General features: G+C 58.2%; 18 protein-coding genes. 10 read left to right on the top strand and 8 right to left on the bottom strand.

Annotation, left to right across the window (positions count from 1 at the left end; genetic code table 11):
* The first annotated feature begins 26 nt into the window (after nt 1-26).
* The 8 genes from Q2M23_RS11615 to Q2M23_RS11580 all read left to right on the top strand — a co-directional run bounded on the left by Q2M23_RS11615 (nt 27) and on the right by Q2M23_RS11580 (nt 9,679).
* Nucleotides 27-263: a hypothetical protein gene (locus tag Q2M23_RS11615; protein WP_092090277.1), complete on the top strand. Its 237-nt coding sequence runs from the start codon at nt 27-29 to the stop codon at nt 261-263.
* A gap of 2,412 nt (nt 264-2,675) precedes the next feature.
* A complete protein-coding gene (locus tag Q2M23_RS11610; protein ID WP_316395634.1) occupies nt 2,676-3,419 on the top strand; it encodes an FAD-dependent oxidoreductase in 744 nt (247 codons plus the stop codon).
* On the top strand, nt 3,368-4,189 hold the full coding sequence (locus Q2M23_RS11605) for a GMC family oxidoreductase (RefSeq protein ID WP_316395633.1): 822 nt from the start codon (nt 3,368-3,370) through the stop codon (nt 4,187-4,189). The genes Q2M23_RS11610 and Q2M23_RS11605 overlap by 52 nt, the downstream gene beginning before the upstream one ends.
* Before the next feature lie 28 nt (nt 4,190-4,217).
* Nucleotides 4,218-5,528, top strand: a complete 1,311-nt coding sequence (locus Q2M23_RS11600) for an aminotransferase class III-fold pyridoxal phosphate-dependent enzyme (RefSeq protein WP_057018733.1) — start codon at nt 4,218-4,220, stop codon at nt 5,526-5,528.
* A gap of 29 nt (nt 5,529-5,557) precedes the next feature.
* Nucleotides 5,558-6,499 (top strand): sulfotransferase, encoded by a 942-nt coding sequence (locus Q2M23_RS11595; RefSeq protein WP_316395632.1) that lies wholly within the window; start codon nt 5,558-5,560, stop codon nt 6,497-6,499.
* Complete coding sequence (locus Q2M23_RS11590) at nt 6,496-7,743, top strand: MFS transporter (protein WP_316395631.1); 1,248 nt, start codon at nt 6,496-6,498, stop codon at nt 7,741-7,743. Before Q2M23_RS11595 ends, Q2M23_RS11590 begins: the two co-directional genes overlap by 4 nt.
* A gap of 17 nt (nt 7,744-7,760) precedes the next feature.
* Nucleotides 7,761-9,122 (top strand): condensation domain-containing protein, encoded by a 1,362-nt coding sequence (locus tag Q2M23_RS11585; RefSeq protein WP_316395630.1) that lies wholly within the window; start codon nt 7,761-7,763, stop codon nt 9,120-9,122.
* Between the two features lie 395 nt (nt 9,123-9,517).
* Nucleotides 9,518-9,679 carry a hypothetical protein gene (locus tag Q2M23_RS11580; RefSeq protein WP_316395629.1) on the top strand — a complete coding sequence of 54 codons (162 nt, stop codon included), beginning with the start codon at nt 9,518-9,520 and terminating at the stop codon, nt 9,677-9,679.
* 500 nt (nt 9,680-10,179) lie between these two features.
* On the opposite strand, the gene Q2M23_RS11575 is transcribed toward Q2M23_RS11580, so the two are convergent.
* Nucleotides 10,180-10,845, bottom strand: coding sequence for an FkbM family methyltransferase (locus tag Q2M23_RS11575; RefSeq protein WP_316395628.1), 666 nt, complete (start codon nt 10,843-10,845; stop codon nt 10,180-10,182).
* Nucleotides 10,846-11,415: 570 nt separating this feature from the next.
* Between Q2M23_RS11575 and groES the strand changes: the two genes are divergently transcribed.
* Both groES and groL read left to right on the top strand, forming a co-directional pair.
* Complete coding sequence (gene groES, locus Q2M23_RS11570; RefSeq protein WP_092090272.1) at nt 11,416-11,730, top strand: co-chaperone GroES; 315 nt, start codon at nt 11,416-11,418, stop codon at nt 11,728-11,730.
* A gap of 82 nt (nt 11,731-11,812) precedes the next feature.
* Nucleotides 11,813-13,453, top strand: a complete 1,641-nt coding sequence (gene groL, locus Q2M23_RS11565; RefSeq protein ID WP_316395627.1) for a chaperonin GroEL — start codon at nt 11,813-11,815, stop codon at nt 13,451-13,453.
* A gap of 1,848 nt (nt 13,454-15,301) precedes the next feature.
* Here groL and Q2M23_RS11560 read toward each other — a convergent pair.
* The 7 genes from Q2M23_RS11560 to Q2M23_RS11530 are packed head-to-tail and all read right to left on the bottom strand — an operon-like array spanning nt 15,302 to nt 22,908.
* Nucleotides 15,302-16,045: a hypothetical protein gene (locus tag Q2M23_RS11560; protein ID WP_316395626.1), complete on the bottom strand. Its 744-nt coding sequence runs from the start codon at nt 16,043-16,045 to the stop codon at nt 15,302-15,304.
* Complete coding sequence (alr, locus tag Q2M23_RS11555; RefSeq protein ID WP_316395625.1) at nt 16,042-17,214, bottom strand: alanine racemase; 1,173 nt, start codon at nt 17,212-17,214, stop codon at nt 16,042-16,044. The genes Q2M23_RS11560 and alr overlap by 4 nt, the downstream gene beginning before the upstream one ends.
* 29 nt (nt 17,215-17,243) lie before the next feature.
* Entirely contained in the window at nt 17,244-18,314 is a 1,071-nt protein-coding gene (locus Q2M23_RS11550) for an FAD-dependent oxidoreductase (protein WP_316395624.1), read from the bottom strand.
* Complete coding sequence (locus tag Q2M23_RS11545) at nt 18,311-18,643, bottom strand: cupin domain-containing protein (RefSeq protein WP_092090057.1); 333 nt, start codon at nt 18,641-18,643, stop codon at nt 18,311-18,313. Before Q2M23_RS11545 ends, Q2M23_RS11550 begins: the two co-directional genes overlap by 4 nt.
* Before the next feature lie 56 nt (nt 18,644-18,699).
* Nucleotides 18,700-20,010 carry a lysine N(6)-hydroxylase/L-ornithine N(5)-oxygenase family protein gene (locus Q2M23_RS11540; protein WP_316395623.1) on the bottom strand — a complete coding sequence of 437 codons (1,311 nt, stop codon included), beginning with the start codon at nt 20,008-20,010 and terminating at the stop codon, nt 18,700-18,702.
* Between the two features lie 25 nt (nt 20,011-20,035).
* The gene (locus Q2M23_RS11535; RefSeq protein ID WP_316395622.1) at nt 20,036-21,250 is read right to left on the bottom strand and encodes an MFS transporter; all 1,215 of its coding nucleotides are present in this window, start codon (nt 21,248-21,250) and stop codon (nt 20,036-20,038) included.
* The gene (locus Q2M23_RS11530) at nt 21,247-22,908 is read right to left on the bottom strand and encodes a class I tRNA ligase family protein (RefSeq protein ID WP_316395621.1); all 1,662 of its coding nucleotides are present in this window, start codon (nt 22,906-22,908) and stop codon (nt 21,247-21,249) included. The genes Q2M23_RS11535 and Q2M23_RS11530 overlap by 4 nt, the downstream gene beginning before the upstream one ends.
* Nucleotides 22,909-23,965: the final 1,057 nt, after the last annotated feature.

The following is a 23,965-nucleotide window of genomic DNA, read 5'->3' as shown; positions in this document are numbered from 1 at the left end:
GCCCTCAGGAGGCAGGACGGTGATCAATGTCGATCGATCGACTGCTCCAAGGCAGCAAGCTACGGCCGGAAGAAATTGAATGTCTGAGCTCAGCCTATGCACGGGCCCTGCGCTCGCTCTGCTTGGTTGATCGAGACGACCCTATCGCAGAAATCATCGCCAAGAAGGTCATCGAGCTTGGCGCAAGCGGGGTTGGCGATCCAGCAGAGATATCAAAGCGCGTCATCGAGCAGCTTGGTGTCCATAGACCGCCATCGGTCTAAAGCGGGCACGCACATGCGCAGTTTCAATCCTATTCCCGGTCGACTAGCCTGCCACGGGTTCAACGTAAGCGTCACGCTCACGGGCCTGGACTCAATGGGAACCGATAACTTGGCCCAACGCAGACGTTTTAGCGGCGGGCACGATGAGGGATCCCTTCGCCGGACTGCAGTCATCGGTTTCGGCTTATGGAGAGTTTCGACTATCGGACCGCGCGACGCGCGTTAGCTCAGGCACCCATCGTTCCACGAAGATGTTCGACTGGCAATTGCGGCCCCGCCCCATGGAAATCAAGGGCGGGGCCGCTCCCCCTCCCCCCGGGGGACGCCGCGCTGCCGATGACAACGGAAAGTCTAACTGCGATCCCCTGTCATTTATCTCATACGCCCAAGCGGCTCACCTGCACTGTGGCTTTCGGTCCTCGGTATTTTCCGCGACGTGCCGCAAGACCAGTTGAGAAAGCTGCACAACTAGATCTTTGAGACGGGCTATTTCCTGCCTGCACCGCGCCAACTCACATTCTTCTTCTGTCACTTTCAATGCTTCATGGCGGTCCCTAGCCGCATGACTCATGTTGGACCTCAATCCGAGCAGGTAGTCACGAACGACGGCTCAAGCACATCCCACGCCCGAACTGTACTAGAAAGTCCGTATTTTTACGCGAGTAAACACTGTACGCAGCGATCCAAAGATCTCGCTACCTCGGCCCAGTGTGCCATTGCGGCTACAGATCTGAGCGAATCGCACAAAATCTCGCCTGGCATGACGGCACGCAATAAAGCTTTGTTCCTCTTCGAGTCCGGGCTTGCGCGAGGAGATCTTCAATTGCCCGGCTGATCCGCGGCTCACCAACCTAGAAACCACGCTCTATCTTGGGCCGCTTCGATTGCCGCTCCGTCGGAACCTTTCGCAGTCATATTCCATAGTTTTCGAAGGCTCCTCAGTGCGGCGGCGGTCCGCATCACGCACGCAGTTTTATCTCGCAAGATGTCCGCGCCCTCCTGGGTTGAGCGGGGACCATTCACTCGCACTCACAATTGAGAAGAATGGCGCACCGACTACGCCGCGCGATTGCGCCAACCCCATAGTGGGAATTGAGTTGGTTTGCGATACGGAAAATGTCAGCCGAGCCAACGTCAGCAAAGCGCTCCTGAACATTGACATCTTTCGCTTTGGGCGACTGGGGCTGTGCGCTGACGGGATTGCGCCGTCATCAAAAGGAACCGTGCAGAATGGTCGCGAGCCACGCAACTGGTGAAATAGGTGTCAATAGGTCGCGCACCCGGGCGATAGAATGGGTATTGCTTGCCGCACCAAAAGCTCATTGCGCGCCTGCGCGGCGTCGTCGTCACAGAACTTCGTCGCTGTAGTGATCTCCGCGGAGGGTACGACAAGTCGTGCGGGCGAAATCGCTCAAATGTTCACGTGTACAAGCCCATTCACCTAAGCAGATACGACCCCGCACCTTGCGGATCTTGGATTACTTAGCTGCATGTAAGAGATCGGGAGCTTGGATTTTCATGGTGCACGCCGCAGCTCAAGCGACTTGATTCGCACCTAGCGTCACGTTGTAGCATTTCAAAGCAGGACGCGAAGGGTCCCGGGCAAACTGGCGGGGCTAATCCGGCAGAGGCGAGACAATGACACGGTCGACGCTACTTTAGGAGGATCTTCGAAATCATGCCGATTGAATGAGCGACGATGACAGATGATCGCGGGCGAATATCGCCTTGGTAAAAAGGGAAACTACGCCAGACTTTTCGACATCGATCCTTTCGTGTTTGGAATTTGCGGTGAATGCTTTGCCGCAAATAACCGTCGGCAGCCCTCCCTCTGTCGACGGGAGCTGGCGCGACGAGTCTCGTTCGCCCAGACTAACTTCCGCCCGGCTCTCAAAATGAGGCCGGGCTTTTTTTGCCGCATGATGTGCGGCTTTGGTGTTCCTGCTAGCCGGCGCCTGATGAGTTGCGAAGAATTCGGGAGATCAATAGCCTTGGCGGACTGCAAAATGCGAGCCGCACGGCCTTTTGACGACGCATAATCAAAAAGCTCGCGAGCACCCGCTCATCGTGCAAACACGTTTTCTCACCCACATCAGGAAGGTTAGCTGGATTTGGACAACTGCCTGATCCCATAGTTCTATTCGAAGGTGTCGCGGCTTCTGAAGAGCCATTAGTCATATTCATGCGGTTGCGACTTGGATGGCCTTGAATCGTACGTAGCGTCACATTGTACGATTTTCGCAATGATACGCAGCAGTTGATCAGCTGAACGAAACCACACCGGATAGTCTTGGGTAATCGTGCAAATGCCGCGCGTTCATCGTTGGCTATGACAGCTGTCTCAGGCAGCCGGTCGCTGATGAATGGGGCTTTGATTGCGCATCGTCGATATTTGTTGCCAAAGGTGGGATTATGAGGGCCGATATCGTTGATGTATGCGTGATCGGGAGTGGTGCCAGCGGCTCGACCGTTGCATACGAGATCGCGCAGCACGGTTTGCGAGTGCTCCTCCTCGAGGAAGGTCGGGCGCTTCCTCCCGACGCCTCGCTGGCGAGCGTCCAAGATGGTATGGATACCGCGCTGGTGAAGTCTGCGGCAGGTACGTTGACGCCGTTTGGACGTCCCTGGACCGTGTGCGCGCTCGGCGGCGGAATGACTTTGTACGCCGGAATAGCCTTCCGCTATCGGACCATCGATTTTGACGCGCGAGCGCCCGTGGCCGGAGACGCGCTTGACCCTACCTGGCCGATCAACTACGCCGAACTACGCCCGTTTTACGAGGAGCTAGAACGGCGCATAGGAGTGGCCCGCCTAGCCGGGGCAGACCCGTTCGAACCACCGAGCGATCCTCCCGTTCTGCCCCCGCATGACTACAGCGCGAAGGGGCGGTTGATCGCCGATGCCGGCGGACGCCTAGGCCAGCTACCTTTTCCCACCCCATTGGCTATCAACTCCGTACCCTATCGCGGCCGGCCAGCCTGCCATTGCAACGGAACTTGCAACGAGCATCTGTGTCCTACCGGCGCGCGGGCCGACGCACGCTCGCCGTTCACAGATGTCGCCCTGCCGCCCGGCGCGCTGACAGTTGCACTCGGCAGCAAGCTGTGCGCATCGATCTGGCTAACGTCAGCCGCGCGGATTCCGTGGAATGGCTAGATACTCTCAGGCGACAACGCGCTCGGATCCGCGCACGCTGCGTGGTACTCGCCGGCAACGCAGTGCAGTCTGCCGCCCTACTGCTAAGGTCGGCTCAGCGGGCGGCGCCCAACGGCATCGGCAACGCCTCCGGCATGGTCGGCAGTGGCATCTCGTTTAAAATCAGCGGCTACGTGTCCGGTAGCACCGCAATAGATGCAATGCCCGCGCGCCCGGCCGGTGGCCCATTCTCCACCGTTGCGATCTCCGATCACTACCTGGACGAGGATGCTCCTTCGGGGCTCGGCGGAATGATCTACGAAGCGAGTCGGGTTGAGCGCACGGACCGCGACGGAAAGATAACACTACGGCTGCATTTCCTGGCGGCCGACCAACCCATGCGCAACAATGCGGTCCGACTTGCCACCAGCCTGGATCGGCTGGGTTTGCCGAAGATCATTCTCGATTACTGGACCCATCCGCTGGACAAACGCCGATTAGGCTATTTGTGCCGACGTGCGTCGAACTTGCTGACGGAGGCCGGTGTGAAACAAGTCGATTATCAGGATTCCAATTATCAGTTCGGCAGCGGACATCTGCATGGCGGCTGCCGTGCCGGTGTCGATCCGACCCAATCCGTGGTCGACCGCTGGGGCCGGGTGCATGACATCGACAATGTCTATGTCGCGGATGGCGGCTTCTTTCCCTATTCCGGAGGCGTCAATCCGACATTCACCATTCAGGCGAACGCGTTACGGATCGCTCGAAGAATAGTCACGCAGCTCGCCTAAGGGCATGATTATCTAACGGAGACGGCTCATGTCCATCGCCACCCCGATTGCTACTACGGCCGTGACCGACGCGCACGGATCAGCACTACGCCGCGCGTTGCGCGTCACCGCGTCGGAGAAGTGGGATCTCAATAGGCGTTTTCCGGTCGTATTGACGCGCGCCTCGGGTGCGCATGCATGGGACATCAATGGAAGGCAATATGTTGATTTCACCTCCTGTAGTGGTGCTGCGCCGCTCGGAGCCGGATACGAGCCGGTCGTGGAGCACGCAGCCGCCGAGATGCGCCGTACCGGCGGCATATTGCCCGGCCCCCTGTCCGTGCACCGGGTCGAATTGGCCGAGCGGTTGGCGGAGATCTTCCCCGTCGCGGAACGTTCAATGTTCTTCCGCACGGGATCCTGTGCGACCACCGCCGCCGTCCGCCTTGCCCGCTCATTCACAGGTCTGAACCATGTGCTTACCAGCGGATATCATGGCTGGCACGACTGGCAGTTGCAGGACCGGCCCGAAATGGGGCTACCCAATCGGGATCGAGACAGCGTGGATTTCCGCTACAATCTAGACTTGCTCGACGAGCTGGCAAGTGTCCAGCGCGTCGCCGCGGTGATCATCACTCCGGAAGTCAACTTCTTCCCGCCCGAATACCATCAGGAATTACAAAGGCTGGTGCATCGGCACGGCGCCTTGCTCATACTTGACGAGGTGATGACCGGATTCCGCTACGGCATTGGCGGCTACCATATGGCGGTCGGCATCACGCCCGATCTGATCACGCTAAGCAAGGGATTGGCCAATGGAATGGCGCTGTCCGCAGTCGCGGGGCGCGCGGACGTACTCGCCGCCGCGGAGAAGACATACATGGGCAACACTTACCAGCGCGAGGTTACCCCATTCGCGGCCGCACTAAGCACCCTGCACGCGCTGCGCGACGGGACCTTGCTGGCTCGGATGCGCGAGGTTGGCGATCAACTGATCAAGGGGCTTAACGAGGTCTTCGCCAGACAACAGGTCGCAGCATGGGCATTCGCCTGGCCGACTATGTTCGATGTCGTATTTGCCAACGCTGAACTTGGCCACGCCTTTTTCCAGGAGATGTGGGCGCGGGGCTTTCTTATGCAGTACGGCGGCCGCTTCATGCCGTCGGCGGCGCTATCCGGCGCCGATGTGCAGGCGGCCATCGAAGCTGCTGGAGAGGCTCTGCCGGCGGCGCTGTCCCGCATGGAAAACATCGGCAGCGACCCGGATCCAGTCGCAGCCGCTGTACGGTTCGCCAGGGACCATTTCGTGGCCACTCCGGGGGCGGTTCGGCGCTGGTTCACCGCACCCGGCTGCGGATGAGCACGCATTTTCCAACGGAGAACACGGCCATGCCGCAGCCCAATCCATTTTCCACATCCCCGGTGCTGCTCGGCGGCGAGAACCGCTCGGGCACCACATTGCTGAGCATCGTGCTGGATTCGCATCTGGATTTGGTAGTCGGGCCGGAGATAGACTTCCTCGAACCACTCAATCTCGGTCCGCACATCTTGCGCGCGATCGACCTGCTCGCGCCCGGCGATTTCCGGGTCGCGGGCATGACCAAAAACACTGTCGACCCGTTCTGGTATGACGGGGTGCATTTTGTGGTCCAGTGCCGCCGATTCGGCCTCGACTTCGATGATGTCCGTGAATTGGTCAGCAAGGTGATGGCCGAGACGGGCGACGATATTGTTTCGTTCGCCGCCCGATGCCGCCTTATCAACGAGATCGGCGAGTTGCGCCGAGCACGTAGTGGGGCCCAGCGCTGGGGCTTGAAACTACAGCGTAAGATCGCCCGAACCGACGACTTCGCCCGGCTGTGGCCGCGCGCACATTTCGTTCATATCGTGCGGGACGGCCGCGACGTTGCCGCCTCTCATCTGAATACCGTTCCTGATTGGGGATATCGAACGGTTGCCGACGCCGCGCGCGGTTGGCTCGAGGTGGTATCCCAGCCGCATCGAATTGCGCCGCCTGGTCGTTATCTCGAGGTGCGTTACGAGGATCTTGTAAGCAGTCCCCGTCCCACTCTGGCCCGAATGCTGGATCACCTCGGCCTGCCTTGGGATGAGGCCGTGCTACGTCACGCTGAATACGAGCACGTATTGTTCGAGCAACCGCACGGCCATCCGGCGGCCGAGGCTGCGGGCAAGCCGCTGCACCAAGGCAGGATCGGTCGTTACGTCCAAGATCTGACGCGAGCCCAGATCGAGGAGTTCGAGCAGATCGCCGAAAGTGAGCTGAGCCGACTGGGATATTTGTCGGTTCGCAGCCTGTCTGGTGACGCGTGAGCCGCCCGCGCCGGTTCGTCCCGCTGCGCGGACTGCGACGAAGCTATCTTGCGCTGCTCGTCGGCCAAACTATTTCGCTGCTGGGCTCCAATGTAACCATGCTAGCGCTGCCGCTAACCGCAATCACCTGGCTGGACGCTGGCCCGACGCAAACGGGATTGCTCTTGGCCTGCGGTCGGGCGCCGTACCTGGTGGTGAGTCTGTTGGCCGGGGTCATTGTGGACCGCCTCCCGCATCGGCGGATCCTTTTGACCGCCAATCTGGTGATGGCGGCGACGCTGGCCACGATTCCCTTGTTCGCCAGCCTTGGACATCTTGGACTGGTTCAGTTGTACATGACAAGCATGCTGGTTGGGATCGCCGCAGTGATCGCTGACGTAGCTTATCTGGCGTGCATACCCACCGTCATCGACCGCTCAGAGCTGGTTCGGGCGCAGAGCTCATTGGAGCTCAGCCAAGCGGGCGCGATGGCGGCAGGTCCGTTCCTGGCCGGTTGGCTCGTCAACGAATTCTCCGCCCCGACCGCGATACTGGCGGACTCGGTTTCGTTTCTGCTTGCCGCCGCGTTGCTGTCGCTGGTGCCGATGCGTCGCGCTCGGTGCTCAGAGGCCGCATCGAGCGCGGTGCTCGGACAAGTGGCAGAGGGGCTGGCGAGCGTGTTCGGCAATCCGATTTTGAGGGCAGTCACGTTGGCCAGCGGCACATTCATCTTTTGGCACAACGCGTATTCTGCGGTCTTTCTGCTGCATCTGACCAAGGATCTCGGGCTCGACAGCCGGGTCGTCGGCATGGTGCTCGGCATCGGCGCGCTTGGTGGAGTGATCGGCGCGGCTATCTCACCGCGGGCGGGCCGGGCAATTGGCCTCGGCCCAATTTTAATGATCGGTTTGGCGGTGAGCGCCGGAGGAATGAGCTTGACGACCCTGCTCACCCAACCCTTGTGGGCCGCAGTTGCATGCGTGGCACTTTCCCAATTCATTCTGTGGATCGGCCAAGGGATTTACAACGTGCAGCAGGTTCCCATTCGATATGTGTTGGTGCCGCAGCACTTACAGGGCCGGGTCAATGCGAGTATCCGCAGCGTGGTGTGGGGACTGGCCTCATTGGGTGCGCTGACTGGCGGCGCGGCCGCTGCTGCAACGAGCCTGCGTACCACATTGCTCGCGAGCAGCGTGCTTGGCACGGCCTCGATAGTGTGGATTTTGCGGTCGCCGCTGCGCCACACGCGCAGCTTGCGTCGGTGACTGCGAGGGACCCGCTGATGGACATCAAAGAGTTCGGCGATCTTGATCGGCGGCCAGGCCGGCTCGTGGTGTGGCGAGTGAAAGTCCCCGACCCTATCAGCTGGCGGCCTGACCCGCGCCGCCCGTCCTATGTTCAAGAGGAACATCTTCGCTCTGCGGACGATGGCCGACCGGGTTGGCTTGGCGCAGCATTCGACTTGCCTGGCGAGTTCAACGCCGCCGCGCTAAGCAAAGCGATCCTCGGCTGGGTCAACCGGCACGAGGTATTACGCAGCCGCTTGACCAAGGATGGGTCGGCAATTCATCGCACAACGATTGATCCGGGCGCGGTGGCGCTTGAGAAAACCGTAGTGGGTGACCGCGTCGATGGCGACGATTTTGCTCAGCTCCTGGAAAAGCTGTTTGACGCGGAGACCACCGCGCTGCGCTGGCCGGCGTATGTCTTTGTGACGATCAGCCGGCCGACATCCACGAGCCTCCTGCTCGCCTGCGACCACTCTGTTAGCGATGCCTACTCGATGGCCTTGGTACCGTATGAGATCCGCGAATTGTACACAGCCGCGATCCATGGAATGGCCCCCCAGCTGGCAGCGGCGCACAGCTATCTGGATCACGCCGAGGCCGAACGAGAGCGGGTGACCACCCTAACCGATGACCATCCCGCTATCGGCCACTGGCGCGAGCTGATCGCGGCCAACGGCGGTCAATTACCCGACTTTCCGCTAACATTCGATGTGCCGGAGGGTTCCTTGCAGCGCAGCGGACAAATGTGGCTGCTCGATGCGGCTGGGGCATCCGAATTCGATCGCGGCTGTAGGGCTCAGGGCGGAAACACGGCGACGGGAATTTTCGCCTGTCTGGCGCTGGCAGGAAAGACACTGGCGAACCAACGACAATTCCACGCCGTTGCGCCCTTTCACACCCGGTACGATCTGCGCTCGATGCGTTCGGTTGGATGGTATGTCGGGATGAGTCCGGTGAGCTTCCGGGTGGCCGATACGTTGCCTGAAATCCTGCACGCCGCCCGGCTCGAGCTCAAGCGCGCCAAGAAAACAGCTCAAGTGCCGTTTTCGAAGGCGATGGAGCTGCTCGGCACCACACTGCGCGACCGTTTCATGGTATCCTACATGGACAATCGGACGGTGCCTGGGTCGGACTGCTGGCCCGACTGGCGGACGAGATTTCTGATCAGCCGCAGCTCTGATGCTTGCGAGACGTACCTATGGGTCAGTCGCTGGCAGGACGGGATTTCCGCGAATTTCCGCCACCCTGGTACAGCCGCCGCGCGAAGCGCGATGGATCACTATCTTGCTGAAGTGGCTGCACAGGCCCATCTGATCGGCCGCGCTCATCCACCACCGCAACTCTCCATCGACTGACGAAGGTGGCTGAAAGTCGACCAAGAACCGCCCGCGCTACAATCAGATTATCCGTGCTTGGGTGATCAGAAGCGAGGTCAAATCTAGGAGATTCGATCAAACCCTGCCTAGAGCGACACCTCCAGGGAGGCAGACGCAAGCATACGCCCTATCCGCTCTATGTTTTTGGTTTGGACGACTTTCTCACGGGTGGCGCGAGCGATCAAGATGAGTCGCCAGCCCAAGCCAGACAATTCTCATTCCTGACAGCAACAGGCACAGTGCCGACCTGCATGTCGGGTTTACAACGCCGATCAACTGCGAGCTAGCATCCCCATTTCGTGCTTTTCTGAATTGAGTTTAGCGATGGCACGGTCGTTGCAAGTCTTCGTTCAATGAATGGATTGGCTTCCCGCATGGATCGGATGTTTTTTTGGTCTCATGTGCTAATGCAGTTGTATTCGCAAAGTGATGACGCAGAGGTTCTCATCGACGATGCTTTCTACCAGCAACGCAGAATACAAGCTGCAGCTGACGAAGACGACCAGCTCGCTATACTCACCTCGCTGGGCGATTGACTTGGGCTGAACAGGAATGCTTCAGCATGCTTTCTCATCGGCACAACAACAGCACTATGCGCGCAATCGAAGTGGCGAGTCTTAAGGATCTACGAGAACTGATGCAATTGCTCTGGCATTTATTCAAGGCAGTGGATCGGCTTCCTAGAGGGCCAGAGCACGCAGCAGCAGTTCAGACGATTAAGCGCTTCGAGCGTCGGCTGGCAGTGCTGGTTCATGCATCTGAGAAGGCTCGAGCTGCTGGCCTCGCGGTCGCTGACCGTGGCGAGCTCGCTGAATAAATGATTGTCAGACCATCACAAAGACCGTCGAGAGATCCTACCTATGCGAGCGTAGCCAAGACTGCATGGCGACCGGAGATGTGAAAGAAATGTTCAGAGCGCACCTATCCGGACCACCGCATCGTTTTGCTTGGTAATCGGCCGTCGTGCAGCGGCACGCTGGAGAGAATACGCAGCAAGCCTTCCAGAGGTGAATGAGGGGCGGATAGGTGGCAGGCGCTAAAAGCGCGTATTCCTGAGCAGTATATCACCTTCCACAGCCCGGGGATAATGGGCCGCCACTTCGAATGACGGTAATAGATCAAGAATGGCTTGCATCGACAGCTGCCCTTCGTAGAGCTCTCTGTCGCTATATTCCGTGTAGATGAATCGCGTGTTGCTCAAGGTCTGCATGCCGCCAGCGATGACGTCGGCCTCCGCGCCTTGGACATCCATCCAGATGAAATCGACCGTATTCACCTTGGCGTCGCTGCACCAATCGTCCAGCCGTCGGGTTTCAACCGAGAACGGCCGATCGAACCGAACCCAATCATACTCGGTAAGATGGTTTTTCGGCCGGCGTATTGAGCCGGAGAGATCCCATTCTTTTGCATCTCCATCCGCATTGCTTGGATGGAAATCGATCGTCCCGTTTCGATCACTGATCGCGATTTCAAGCAGCTTCACCTTCGCGAGGGAAGGACCCAACTTCTTTTTGAAGCGCGCGATCGCCCGAGGGTCCGGCTCAAAGCAGTAAAGCTGAGCGTTTGGGCACAGGGTAAGAAAATGCTGCGTATCGGTTCCGTCATTGCAACCGATATCCAAGATGACCGGATTCGGCTTCTGAAGAAGTGAGATGATGTGCTGATGTACTTCTACAGACGATGACACAGGTTGTTTTTCCATTGGCGCGGAGATCGGTTGAATTCGTCTTCAAATCCGCAATCACACGCCAGACGCTTCGGCACAACGTATATCAACGTATATAATCCATATGCCGGTCCAATTCCCTTGATCAGTCAGCGCTATTGAATGAAATGCCGTCGACACCAACCAGGCCGGCCGCATAGTTGCTCCCAGCCGAATTCGTATGAGCAGATTTGGTCTGCGGGCTGACAACGAAGATCCGTGGAAAAGCTACGGAAAGAGACTGTCCGCGCTCGATTGCCGTCCATCCGTCGATCGTCCTCCGGGTTCTCGTGAATGGCCAGACCTTGCTGCGCCAGCGTGCACGATTTGGCCAATGCGCTGGCAGTAAACTCGAGCTTTGACGAAACGCAATGTCAGATTCGTAACAGCTTGGCGAGCTGTGTACATGAGGGCGTTTGCTTCCGGACGAATGAACGCGCCGGCCAAGTGCGCGATTCAGCAGAACTGCAGGCGGATTACTCCGCTCAGCTCTGGCCTGGCTCTTGCAGTAATTGGGCTGTTCACAATGTGCCCATCTCTACTCGTTCAAATGCTCAGGAGGCTTGCATGAATTTCCGTCCGCTTCACGACCGCGTCGTGGTCAAGCGCATCGACGCTGAAGAGAAGACAGCTGGCGGCATCATCATTCCCGACACAGCCAAGGAAAAGCCCTCGCAGGGCGAAGTCGTAGCGGTTGGTCCAGGCGGCCGTGACGAGGCCGGTAAGCTGATTCCGATCGACGTGGAGGTCGGCGATCGCGTGCTGTTCGGAAAGTGGTCAGGCACCGAGGTCAAGGTCGACGGTCAGGAGCTGTTAATCATGAAGGAGAGCGATATCATGGGCGTTCTCACCGATGTGTTTTCCAAGAAGAAAGCCGCCTAGTCCAGCGCTCCCACCGCTCAGCCCTGACGAGCGCCTTGCCGGGCGTACCGCAGGATGAGGAATTACACTGAGGAATTCGATTATGTCAGCCAAGGAAGTTAAGTTCGGCGTAGAAGCGCGAGACCGCATGTTGCGCGGTGTCGACATCCTCGCCAATGCCGTGCAGGTCACCCTCGGTCCGAAGGGCCGCAACGTGGTGCTTGAGAAGTCGTTCGGCGCTCCCCGCATCACCAAAGACGGCGTCGCCGTCGCCAAGGAAGTGGAGCTCGAGGAAAAGTTCGAGAATATGGGCGCCCAGATGGTGCGCGAGGTTGCGGCCAAGGCGGCGGACGCGGCCGGCGACGGCACCACCACGGCGACCGTGCTTGCGGCTGCCATCGTGCGCGAAGGCGCCAAGTCGGTGGCCGCCGGCATGAACCCGATGGATCTGAAGCGCGGTATCGACCTCGCGGTCGAAGCCGTCGTGGCCGACCTCCAGAAGAACTCGAAGAAGGTCACCTCGAACGAGGAGATCGCCCAGGTCGGCACCATTTCGGCCAACGGCGATGCCGAGATCGGCAAGTTCCTCGCCGACGCCATGAAGAAGGTCGGCAACGAGGGCGTGATCACGGTCGAGGAAGCCAAGTCGCTCGAGACCGAGCTCGACGTCGTCGAGGGCATGCAGTTCGACCGCGGCTACATCTCGCCCTACTTCGTCACCAACGCCGACAAGATGCGCGTCGAGATGGACGACGCCTACATCCTCATCAACGAGAAGAAGCTCTCCTCGCTGAACGAGCTGCTGCCGCTGCTCGAGGCCGTGGTGCAGACCGGTAAGCCATTGGTAATCGTCGCTGAAGACGTCGAAGGCGAAGCGCTCGCCACCCTCGTCGTCAACCGCCTGCGTGGCGGCCTGAAGGTCGCGGCCGTCAAGGCTCCGGGCTTCGGCGATCGCCGCAAGGCCATGCTGCAGGACGTCGCGATCCTGACCGGCGGCCAGGCCATCTCGGAAGACCTCGGCATCAAGCTTGAGAACGTCACGCTCAACATGCTCGGTCGCGCCAAGAAGGTGATGATCGACAAGGAGAACACCACGATCGTCAACGGCGCCGGCAAGAAGGCCGACATCGACGCCCGCGTTGCCCAGATCAAGGCGCAGATCGAGGAAACCACCTCGGACTACGACCGTGAGAAGCTGCAGGAGCGTCTCGCCAAGCTCGCAGGCGGCGTCGCGGTGATCCGCGTCGGCGGCGCGACCGAGGTCGAGGTGAAGGAGCGCAAGGATCGCGTTGATGACGCGATGCACGCGACCCGCGCGGCTGTCGAGGAAGGCATTCTCCCGGGCGGCGGCGTCGCCCTGCTCCGTGCCTCCGAGCAGCTCAAGGGCCTGCGCACCAAGAACGACGACCAGAAGACCGGCGTCGAGATCGTGCGCAAGGCGCTATCTTGGCCGGCTCGGCAGATCGCGATCAACGCCGGTGAAGATGGCTCGGTCGTGGTCGGTAAAGTCCTAGAGCAGGATCAGTACTCTTACGGCTTCGACGCGCAGACTGGCGAGTACAGCAACCTTGTCTCCAAGGGCATTATCGACCCGACCAAGGTCGTGCGCATCGCGGTCCAGAACGCCTCCTCCGTGGCGGCGCTCTTGATCACCACGGAAGCGATGGTTGCCGAGCTGCCGAAGAAGATCGCGCCCGGTCCCGCCATGCCTCCGGGCGGCGGCATGGGCGGCATGGACTTCTGATCGGCCTCTCAGAGGATCGACCGATGGAACCCTGGCAGCAATGCCAGGGTTTTTCGACTTCGGGCAGGCCTGCACCCGCGGGGGGCTATTGCCAGCCGGAAGCTGGTTCGGCGGCTAGCCCAGAAAAACCCGACGGCGAAACCATCGAGCCATTCATATCAGCGCCTAAGTTAGCTAGCCTGACGTCTTCGGGCGCCGCTCGGCCTTGAGCAGAGTGAATGGGCCTCAGCATAGCGGCGGATGAACACGTCAGGTATGCTACGGAAAGTACGCTGATTGTGTCCCACCTCGTGCCGGAATGCCTTTTGCCGATCAACCACTGACTATTGATGCCGTTCCATGAGAACATGTCCTCCGATCGCGGATTTCGCGACCTCTCAATTCGAAGCCAACGGTCCAGATCGATCCAAGGATCTGGTGTGTGTCAGGGAGCAGAGCCGAGAACGCTCTGGACGAAGCCACGAGCGATGTACATTTACTATAGCGTTGCGCCAGCCAAGCCGCGGACCTCGACACTCGGATGGACAACGTTTCTTCCGAACAGGGTGCTTGGCATTGTCGCAGCTATCTGACCAGGACAGTTGTGGCGTCGTGCCGAGATCCTTCTTGGGAAAGCAGGGGCATCTAGCGGTGGCCAGGAATAAGTTCGGCTCAGGCGATAGGAAGTCGCTGCGGAGGACACCGCTGGCTAAGTAACGGAAGCGTCACGAGAGCGGTCGTTACTCGAACTTCCTTCAGGTGTGGACGATCGATCCGTTGATCGAGCTTTGGAGAAATAGCGCCGACAAAGTTCTCTGGTAGCGCCCTGATTAGTCACAACGCACCAATAAGATCACGTAAAGAAGCGGCCCCACCGAGGGGTTCAAGCTAAGCCCGCCGAGCCGCTGGTCGTCGAAATCACGAAATGAAAATAACCCCGCGCTGCGCTCGCATCATCGGAATGAATTTGGGTTCCGGAAATGACGCGTGTGAATCTCAGCCAAGAAGCGTCAACGTCCCGACCTGATGGGTATCACGATCCTGCCCTTTTGTTTGCTCACCGGTTCCCGCTTTCAAAATCCAGCAGGATCTTCGCGTAACATCGGTTTGGACGAGCATGCTATTGGTCGCATTCTCTCTGCGAAAGCGGGAAATAGCCCCATAAAGCCGCTCGCTATCATCTGTAGGCAGGTGCGATCGTTTGGGTTGTCGCAAGCGCTGACGACCTCGTCCGGATCACTGGAAGGCGGTCGCTCGCGAAGGGAGCGTCGGCACTCTCGGCCCGCCAATGAAACGCCGCGAATTTACGGCCGTTCGCAACTTATTTGCAGATCATCACTCGTAGTATGTAGATCAAGCCGACGTGTCAGCCAAGGCTTTCATTGAGCGACTTAGCGGGAGCTTTCGCCGATGGTAGCCATGGATTCGGACATCTTCGCGGATTTGCTCGCTGACCGAGCGAACGACACGTTTCTTCCGCCAGTTCCTGTTGAGATCGATTGGAATGCAACTGCCTCGAGGAACGACGAGAAGGTCGTTCCGTTCGTTCAGGTAGACGTCGTACATGGAAGTCCTCTCTCCGGCTGAACATAGGCCGAAGCTCAGACTCTTTGGTGACTTGGACGACACAGTCTCGAGAAAGTGCACAAGGGCTTTGCTTTCGGCACGCCGAAGGCTGCGCAGTACGATTTCAGCCTCATCGTAAGAAGTGGAGCGAAGCCGAAGGAACACTCCGCGGTGCGACACCGTCTCGATCGTCGCGAGCCTCAGCTCTCGGTTTGGCACGGCCGTATGCTCGTCGTTGCCTCCCTGGGCCGGCAAATGACGGTAGCATTCCTTGTTGCTTGCTTGCCGCCTGACGTCGACGATCTAACATCTGTGTTCGGTATCTTGACCAGCTATTTCCTGATGACTCTTTTTGAAATGGAGGAAGTTACAGACATCAAAATGTTGTATGTCGTTCAAGCGGAAGCCATACGCCGATATATGGTTCACGAGGAAGACCGGATCGAAAGCGAACGCCTGGAACCCGTTCGAGCAATCTAACCGAACATAGTCATCCGTGCGCACTACCTCCCGAACGGCAATGCCGCAAAGATCATAGTATTCGCGGCGAGCCAACGTTGCCGTCTCGCTCGTCGAAAAGAGCGACAAAGCTAGATCAAATGGCGTTTTACAGACCAGCGTCAGAAAGTCGATCGGCGCATCCATCGTACCAAGAAAATTAAATGGCAGTATGCAAAGCACCCTTTCCTCATATCGGCGCATTATCTCATCGACCAGCCGTGTTTTTTTGAAGAACTTTCCGGCCTCACAACGGATCACTGCTCCTCTCCTGCTCTTTAACCGGCGCACACGAGGTGGACTTATATCGATGCCAAGATAATCGTTGTCGTCGTTTTTGATGCCGATAAGGCGATAGCCGCTACAACCTACTTCTATGATCAACTCGTATCGGGTCGCATCCAGAAGATCGAGGTAGAACAGTTTCTCGCGGCGGTGGAATCGACGCACCTCGGCGGTGAAATAGGTCGGACGCATGAGACGTATGCCTTCATCGCCTAGATAAATCGCTCGATTGACTTGCTGGGATCGGCGAGTGGAGGAGTTCACCGGTACCTCATATCATTTCGTTCGGATGAGACGTAAAGTCTGCGGCATCGCCGTCCGATGCCTGTGGTCAATTCATCGCTCAGCATTTTCGCGGATGACGCCATATCTCCCACGGTTTGCTCCGGGCAAATGAGGTCCACCACCGTACCTGGCCGTGTCCAATTCTCGTCCAGGTCAGTTACATCAATGGTAATAACATCCATCGAAACGAACCCGACGATAGGGACGCGACTCCCACATATGAAGACGTGCCCTCGATTGCCGAGCGTACGCGGAAATCCATCGGCATAACCAATAGCGGCCGCCGCGATCCGCATCCGCTTCTTCACGGTGTAGGACCTGAAATAGCCAATGGCTTCTCCGCGCTCGACTACACGGGATTGGATGATTTTCGTTCGTAGACGGACGACTTGCTTTGGTTTGAAATCGGGATCATCGGACGTCGAGAAGCCGAAGATTCCCCCGCCCGCTCTTATGAGATCAAAGTGAAATTCATATCCGGCGAGCAGTCCCGCCGAATTCGATAAAGAAAGAATCGCATTCGGGAACAAATGGGCAAGTCTGCGAAACCGATTTAGTTGTTCGAGGCAGACCTCGTTTCGCCACTCTGCACAAGCGAGCTGGCTCATGAACAGCACGACACGCATTTCCGATAACCCGCTTCCATTCCCGGCGATCGTGTCCAGCTCATCAATGGAAAAGCCCAACCGAGACAGGCCCGTGTCGACATGAATTCCTGCTGGCAGCGCGCGATTCCGAAGCCGGCAATGCCGAAGCCAAGCCTCCAATTGCTCCCTGCTGTTGAGAATTGGCAGCAAATTGTGCTGCTCGGCCGCCAGTTCCATGCCTGGCATAGCGCCGTGGAGCATATAGATCTTTGCGAACGATGGCACCTCATCGCGCAGGGCAATGCCTTCCTCCACATCGGCTACGAAAAAGTGCGCGCAGCCGAGCGAAGCCAGAAAGGGCGCGATCCGTGCCGCGCCAAGACCGTAGGCATCGGCCTTGACAACGGCGCCGCAAGCGCTGCGAGGCGCAAGCGCCTGGCACTTGCGATAATTGGCTTCAATGGCGCTGAGATCGACGATCATGGTCGATCTCGACGTCTCGCGGCCAGCAGCTGCAAGATCATGCTGGGGATCGGCTTCCATACCAATCGTATCTGGCATTTGTCTTCTCATCACGGCACGCCGGAAACCTATCGATGGTGAGAATACAGGGATCCTATTGCCTCTTCCGCACACGCCGGTCCGAAGCGAAACCCGTTACCCGCTCCGCCGCCAATGACATACAGTCCGGCGACATCTTGAGCCGGACGAGAGAACGGGACACCATCGTCTGAATAGCAATCGCAAAACACACGCGCTGATGCCACCGCAGGCATGTCAGGGGAAAACCATTTTGCCAGGATTGCGGTGGCTCGCGCCAGATCGTCCGAACTGACCTGCAGCCCGCCGGCGTCAGGCCTCACATCCCATTCTTGCGATGTGAAGCTGAACAGCCAATACCCCTCCTCGATCATGGGAATGAGGAACGCGTAGTCATCGAACAGGGCGATCATTGGACAGTTCGCGGTAGGACGCGCCGCCAAGTGAAGCGCGACGATCTTTTTTACTCGCAATCGCGGCTCGTCCGCGAGATGCGCGCGCAACGGTGATCCTTGAAGCCATGGACCGATTGCCAGAATGGCTCGCTTTGCCGAGCGTTCGGTATCATCAGAGGCCTGAAGAAGGATACGGCTTGGCCCCTGCCATATCCGTTCGATAGATGTGCCCTCGCATATCGAAATTCCCCCGGCTTTGAGCCTTTGGGCCAGATCCTGAAGAATGGAACGGACCGGGCAGTAAGACCCCCGATCCAGCATCACGGCCATATCGTCGGGAACCAAAAACCGCGGCAGCGAGGAAAGCCTCCCTGTGAGCGCGAAGGATGTTGATGGGGTGGTATCGCCCACGCAATTCATCTGAGCGAGTTCTCCCGGATGACGCGTCAACCAGAACACGTCACAGTTCCGACCATCGGGCCACCGCCCATCGGGATAGAGCTCTCGCCAAATCTTCGAACCGCGAATGAACAGGCTTCTTTCCTTTTCATTACGGCCGATGTTAATCTGGATTCCTGGAGCAAACCCGCTGGCACCTGCCCCTACGGTCTCTCGTTCGAAGATGACGATTCTGTCCCGAGGATTACTACGCGCTGCAATGAAGGCGGCACTCAGGCCCATGACCCCGGCTCCAATGACCGCGAGGTCATGAATGCTGTCGGTCATCGGGCCCGCTCCCAGGCGATGGACAAAGCGCTCAGAACTTCGCCACCACGATTTTCAAGATAGTGGGTTCGATCTGGCTGCAAAAACACCAGATCGCCGGCCTTGATAGCCAACTCTCCGTCATCCGTTATCACCCGCCCATGGCCGCTCGTGATGCGCCAGATCTCGCAGGACGGATGGGAATGAGGCGCCGACACCGCGAACGGATCCAGTCGGAATTCGATGAGTTCGACGGGACAAGCGGTCTCGGAATCTTGGACGGGCTGCAAGACTACACCGGGACTATAGACCGTCATTTCACCCAGGGTCATCAACTGTGCATTCTTCATCGTATACTCCGAACGACTATCGGCCGGTCCTGACATGGCGCAGACCTGTTCGCCGGTCAGCAGGAGGCCTCGGGATCAACGCCATCCCACCTGAGGGCACCGGTTGCAGGGCCGCAGTCGTAAGCTACGCGGCCGATGATCGAATTGAGGATCAGCGAAGCACGCCAAGGAACCAGGCTCAGATTTGTATCGGCGATGCCATGCTGAAAGCGTGCGCCGTTCTGGACGTACAAACGACACTTTCTGGGACCGTCAAAGCGCGCCGAGAACTGCTTGTCGACCATGATCTCTTGGGAGCCACCTGGGGCATCCAAGACCGTGAGCCGACCTGCGATCGGCTTTAGAAACGAAGGGATTTCGGTGCGATAGCCTGTCGCTAGGACGACAATGTCTGCGACAAGCTGTGAACAAGCGCCCGTCTCCTGGTGGCGCAAGCGCAAGCGAAAGGGAGAGACGCCGAGCAAGTCCTCAGCCGTCGTGGCCACGCGTATTTCTACATGCTCTGGATAGGACCGCTTATGAACTTCGCGATCGTACAGTGCATTGTAGATAGCGCGCAGCGTCGAGCCATTGACGCCGTCGCTGGCCAATATCTGTCGCTCAAGACTTTCCTTTCGGGCCGCCGCACTCTTGTCAAAGAACCAATCACCATGTTGCGGAAAGAACCATTCATTGACGAAAGGACTGTCTTCGAGGGCGAATATGTTTGCGCGGCATGTCACCCACGTCAGAGTTCCCAACGGACCGCACGCACCACCAAGCAGGTGAAGAAATATTTCGGCCCCGCTTTGGCCGCCGCCTACGACCACAACGCGCTTGCCGGAAAGCTCACGCCGCTGCAGGAGAAGGGCACTACCGTGAAACACCTCATTTGGCGGTGCATTACGGCCCCACTCGGGGACAGACGGTACCCTGCCAACACCAACCACAATCGTACTGGTTTGGTAATTGCGGCAACTCGTTGTGATATTGAAGAGCTCGCCGCGCAATTCGACTGCGGTAACGTGCACGCCAAATCGAATGTTTGGCAGCTTCGCCGCCGCCCAGCGCAAATAGTCTTCAAATTCACTGCGGCTGACAGACGTCAGTCCCCGCACGATAGCTTGATAAAGACGCCTTTTATCATGCAAATAGGCGAGGAAGCTGTATGCGCTCGTTGGATCCGCGGGCGTGACTAGGTCTTTCAGCGGGCTAGTTTGCATGACCGAGCCTCCTATGAGTAGGCCGGGATGCCACCTGAGCGTCTCCGAACTCTCGAGGATGTTCAAGGAAACTTCCGGAATTGGAGTTGCGAGCGCTGCCAAGCTCAGATTAGCCGGACCCGCGCCGATCGCGACTACGTCATGGTTATCGCTTTGCTTGGGCATCCCGTGATTCTCCGCAAGAAGCTGGTCAGTGCGCCCGGCCGGCCGAGAACACCTGTGTCGTAAGAATTACGGCATTGGCGACGACAAGCATCATCATGCTCATCAGAAGATGATCGAAGCTGCTGGCCTTCACGATTTGTCCGGCGATGCTCGGAAATCCGAACAAGCCGACGAAGTAGGAGAGCGTGAATACCTGAGACGCAATGGCCAGTGGGGTCCCATCCCGGTCGGCAAGATCGACGGCCATGCTGTTCAGCGTCGAATAGCTTAGACCGTATCCCAGCGCGAACACCATTGTTCCGATGATGTAGATCGCTGTACTGTCTACATTGACGAAAAGGATCAACAGTCCCGCAATGGTGCACATGAAGAGCACCGCGACCGCGCGTTCAATGCGGACTTTTCCAATAATCGGTGCCACCGCAAATCGCATGAAGACGGCTGTCAGCGTGAAGACAAGAAAGAACGTGTCGGCAGATTGCGCCCGCGACGCGGCGTAAAGCGTTTGGAACGTGAAAAGACCGGCGAAAACGCATCCCCCCACGCCGATCATGATGATCGGATAGCGCGTGCTCGATCTGAAGATCTCCATCACGCCTTGCAGGGTGAGACCTACATTCGGCATCCTCGGTTGAGAAGCGTGGGCGCCCCTGCCCGCAAGCTCGAAAAAGGTCGCGGCGACAAGACATGCGGCGGCGAACAGGGCATAAACTGCAATATAGGATCCTGCAGTCTCCGCGACGGCGCGCGCGAGAGGAGCAGCAAGTCCGATACCCAGCATTTGAGACCCTGAAAGCAGGGTAAGATACTTGATCCGAGCCTCAGACCGCACGTGTCTCAGGACTTCAAGCGGCGCCAGCATATAAAAGCCAGACCACCCAACGCCGAGAAAAAATCCGCCTGCGTAAGCGAAAAGCGTCGAAGTTGACGCGGACGCGAAACATGCCATCGCGATCGTCATCATCACCGCGGCCGCGCTGATAGTTCGCGTCAAGCCCACTGAATCTGCGATCCGGCCGACGAGGAGCGAACACAGTATTGTCGCGATCGTACCGGTCGAAATGACGGCTCCAGCGGTCGTGGCGCTCTGCCCAATGGACCTCAGGGCATCCACGAGGAAGAAGCTTGAGCCATAGGATGTGGCCAGGCTGATACTGCCAAGCATGAATGGGATGGAAACTTGCAACGGGACTGCACTGGGCAGTTTGTCCGCAGGAGCGATGTTTGCGGCGCGTGTCATGCTGCAATCTTCCCCGGAAGGCATCGTTCAATATCCGCAACCGCCAGCCTGCGCCCACCGATCTGCGGTGCGGTTCCGCATCGTTGGAATGAAGGCGTCGATGCACGTGCAGCGACGGGATGTGCGCCATGACCGAGCCAGTGCCACAAGGCTCCTGCTATCTTGGGCATCAGCGGCCAAGCCAGTATGCTGAATCCCATAAGCCAAGTGTAGGCGCAGTGATGGTCCAGCGCGCCATCAAGATGATCGACCCAATCGATAACCGGCCTCGACGCTTGTGATACGCGTAGATGATCGAGCGAAAGCGCGGCGCACTGTTTCTCGTAGAGCCCATCCAGCGTGGCCATCATCGCGCCATCGACGTGACATCCAGCGAGAGCCGGCATCGCGTTTATGGATTCCGTGCAGCGGTCGATGGCCGCAGATATCCTATCGAGAACTGCATTGTAACGATGGACCAGTTGTTCTGGCACCAAATCGGTTTCAGCTTCTTCCGGGCAGACTTCGGACAGGTACACTCTAAGTACATCGACGGATATATTTGGAATTCTAGCGATGTCACCTGCCCAGATCACGTGCCCGCGACTGGTCGAGAACTTCGATCCGTTCAGCCGAAGGAAGTGATTAAAGAAAATTCGATCGAACGAGCGAAACGAGTTCTGGCCTAACGCGCATCCAGTAACTCCGACAAGCATCGGAATGGTGTTATCGATACCAGTACCGCCGATGAGGAACGCATCGGACTCGCGCGCAAAAGGACTTGGCTTGCCCGCGTCCTCCGTGTCCTTTTGCCCGCAATAGAGAGAGTGAGCGTAGAGTAACGAGGAGTAGCTAAACAATATCTGCTGGGTGTCGAAATGCCGCGACTTCCAGGCCAACCCGTGGAGTCCCGGCACGGTCAGCCGCATTTGCTGTCCTTTGCGCGCGACATATCGATGTCCTATCTCCAGAAAGCCGGCTTCGATGGCAGTATCGTCCCAAGCTCGTAGAAGCAGTTCCTTTTCCGGAATTGAAAGGAACGCGGAAATATTCTCCGGCCACTCGACAATCCGCCCGCGCCTCGATAACGGATTCAACGCTTCCTCGGGCTCGAAATGATGTCCACACCGTTCGCAGAAGAAGCTACCTGCTGCGGCCAGGCAAACCGGACAGGTGGCACCGAACCAGCCTCCGATGCAGAACCGCTCTTCTCGTGGTGTGGCGGCAGAACCCGCATCGTCCATTGGTAAGTGGACCGCGGAGAAATGTAGCGAGCCCGCTGCAGATAAGGCGCCCATGAGCGCGTTGCCGACTTTCGAAAAGCGCCGCAGATTCCTGCCATACGCCGGATCATCGAAATGATCGAAAACGATACCTACCGAGGCGAGATCCTCGACGATTTTCGTATGGAAAGCGTGGGCTAAGTCGGACGGATCGACGTTCTCACGGGCCGCTCGAACAAGGACATGATTCTCGAAACCGTCGGTCGTCAGTCCCGAACGGACATGATGGCCCGCTCTCTTGAGGTGCTTCTGCACAATATCCATTCTGAGATACGGCCCCGCGGCATGGCCCAGATGTGCTCTGCCATTGGCTGTCAAGTTGACGGGAGATACGTACACATCGACGGGACGCGCATTCGCTACGTTTATCCGTGAGATCGTCGGGCTTCTTCTCATATCCGCACGAGTGACTTATATGAACAGATATCTGGAGCGTCCAATTAAGTGCCCCGACATTGCCTCTGGAAACACCAAGGCGCACGCGGCTTGCGGGCTCGTGGACGCGATCGGGCTGCGTATTTCGAACTGGGCTTCAGACGGCGAAGACCTGCATCGTTCTGTTCGAGATTTCAGTGCAGACGACGCTCTTTCGCTGGATACTCGACGTGTCGCTCCACCACAGCTAGCAACATAGGTAATCTCCTGCTGACGCCGTGAACGAAGCAAGCGGCGCGCCAACTGAAGTCGCTGTTCTGCGCGCTTTCTCAGGGCCTGAGTACGTCAGCTTTCCGACATTCGTCACGAATCGCCGGCGCGGCTTCCATATTTCCGACAATGCGTTGACGGCGGCCTCAAGCGCCCTCCGGTCGACGACGTTGGGATCGAACTGCTCGGCGCCCTATAGGCGCACTTGTTTGGGTTCCGGATGTGAGCGTAGCCTGAGGCCCATTTGATTGGCGCTCGACGTCTATTTTGAGCGCGTGGTGCCGTCGGGGATTGCGCGTTGCGCGATTTTCTCAATCAGGCCATATGCACTCGCGTTTAAGGCCGCAGAACGCTGGCGAGAGCGAGGATAGGGCGCTACTCAGGCAAACCTCGAGAGAGGGAGCGACAAGGCGATACCATTGCGGTATCTCCTTTATCTAGGATGCATTTCGCGCGTACGCTTGATGAGGCGATTGGCGCGCATACGTGCCCTGACAATCGTCGATGATCTCATCGACATACTCCCAGGGCCGTTCATCCAAGCCTCGCACTATTGAACCGGGAATGCTCAATTAACTTGATCAGGACCGGCAGCACGGTCGTTGTCGGCGAGCGACGGGAGGACGTCCGGTCGGAGACGATTGATCTACAATCGCCCGCGTCGACACCCGACACTGATGTTGGGCTTAGCGTTGCTGTCCTCCGCACCAAGAAAGTGGATGCTGTTGCCGTAATCCGATTCAGCAGGTCTTTTCCGAGATCAACCTCTCGATGCGCATCGCCCGAAAGCTAAGATAGTTGGCATCAC

Origin of the sequence: Bradyrhizobium sp. 33ap4, assembly GCF_032654765.1 — a bacterium.
Taxonomy (GTDB): Bacteria; Pseudomonadota; Alphaproteobacteria; order Rhizobiales; family Xanthobacteraceae; genus Bradyrhizobium; species Bradyrhizobium australafricanum.
The sequence above is the reverse complement of the archived record's forward strand: the minus strand, read 5'-3'. Positions and strand labels throughout refer to the sequence as shown.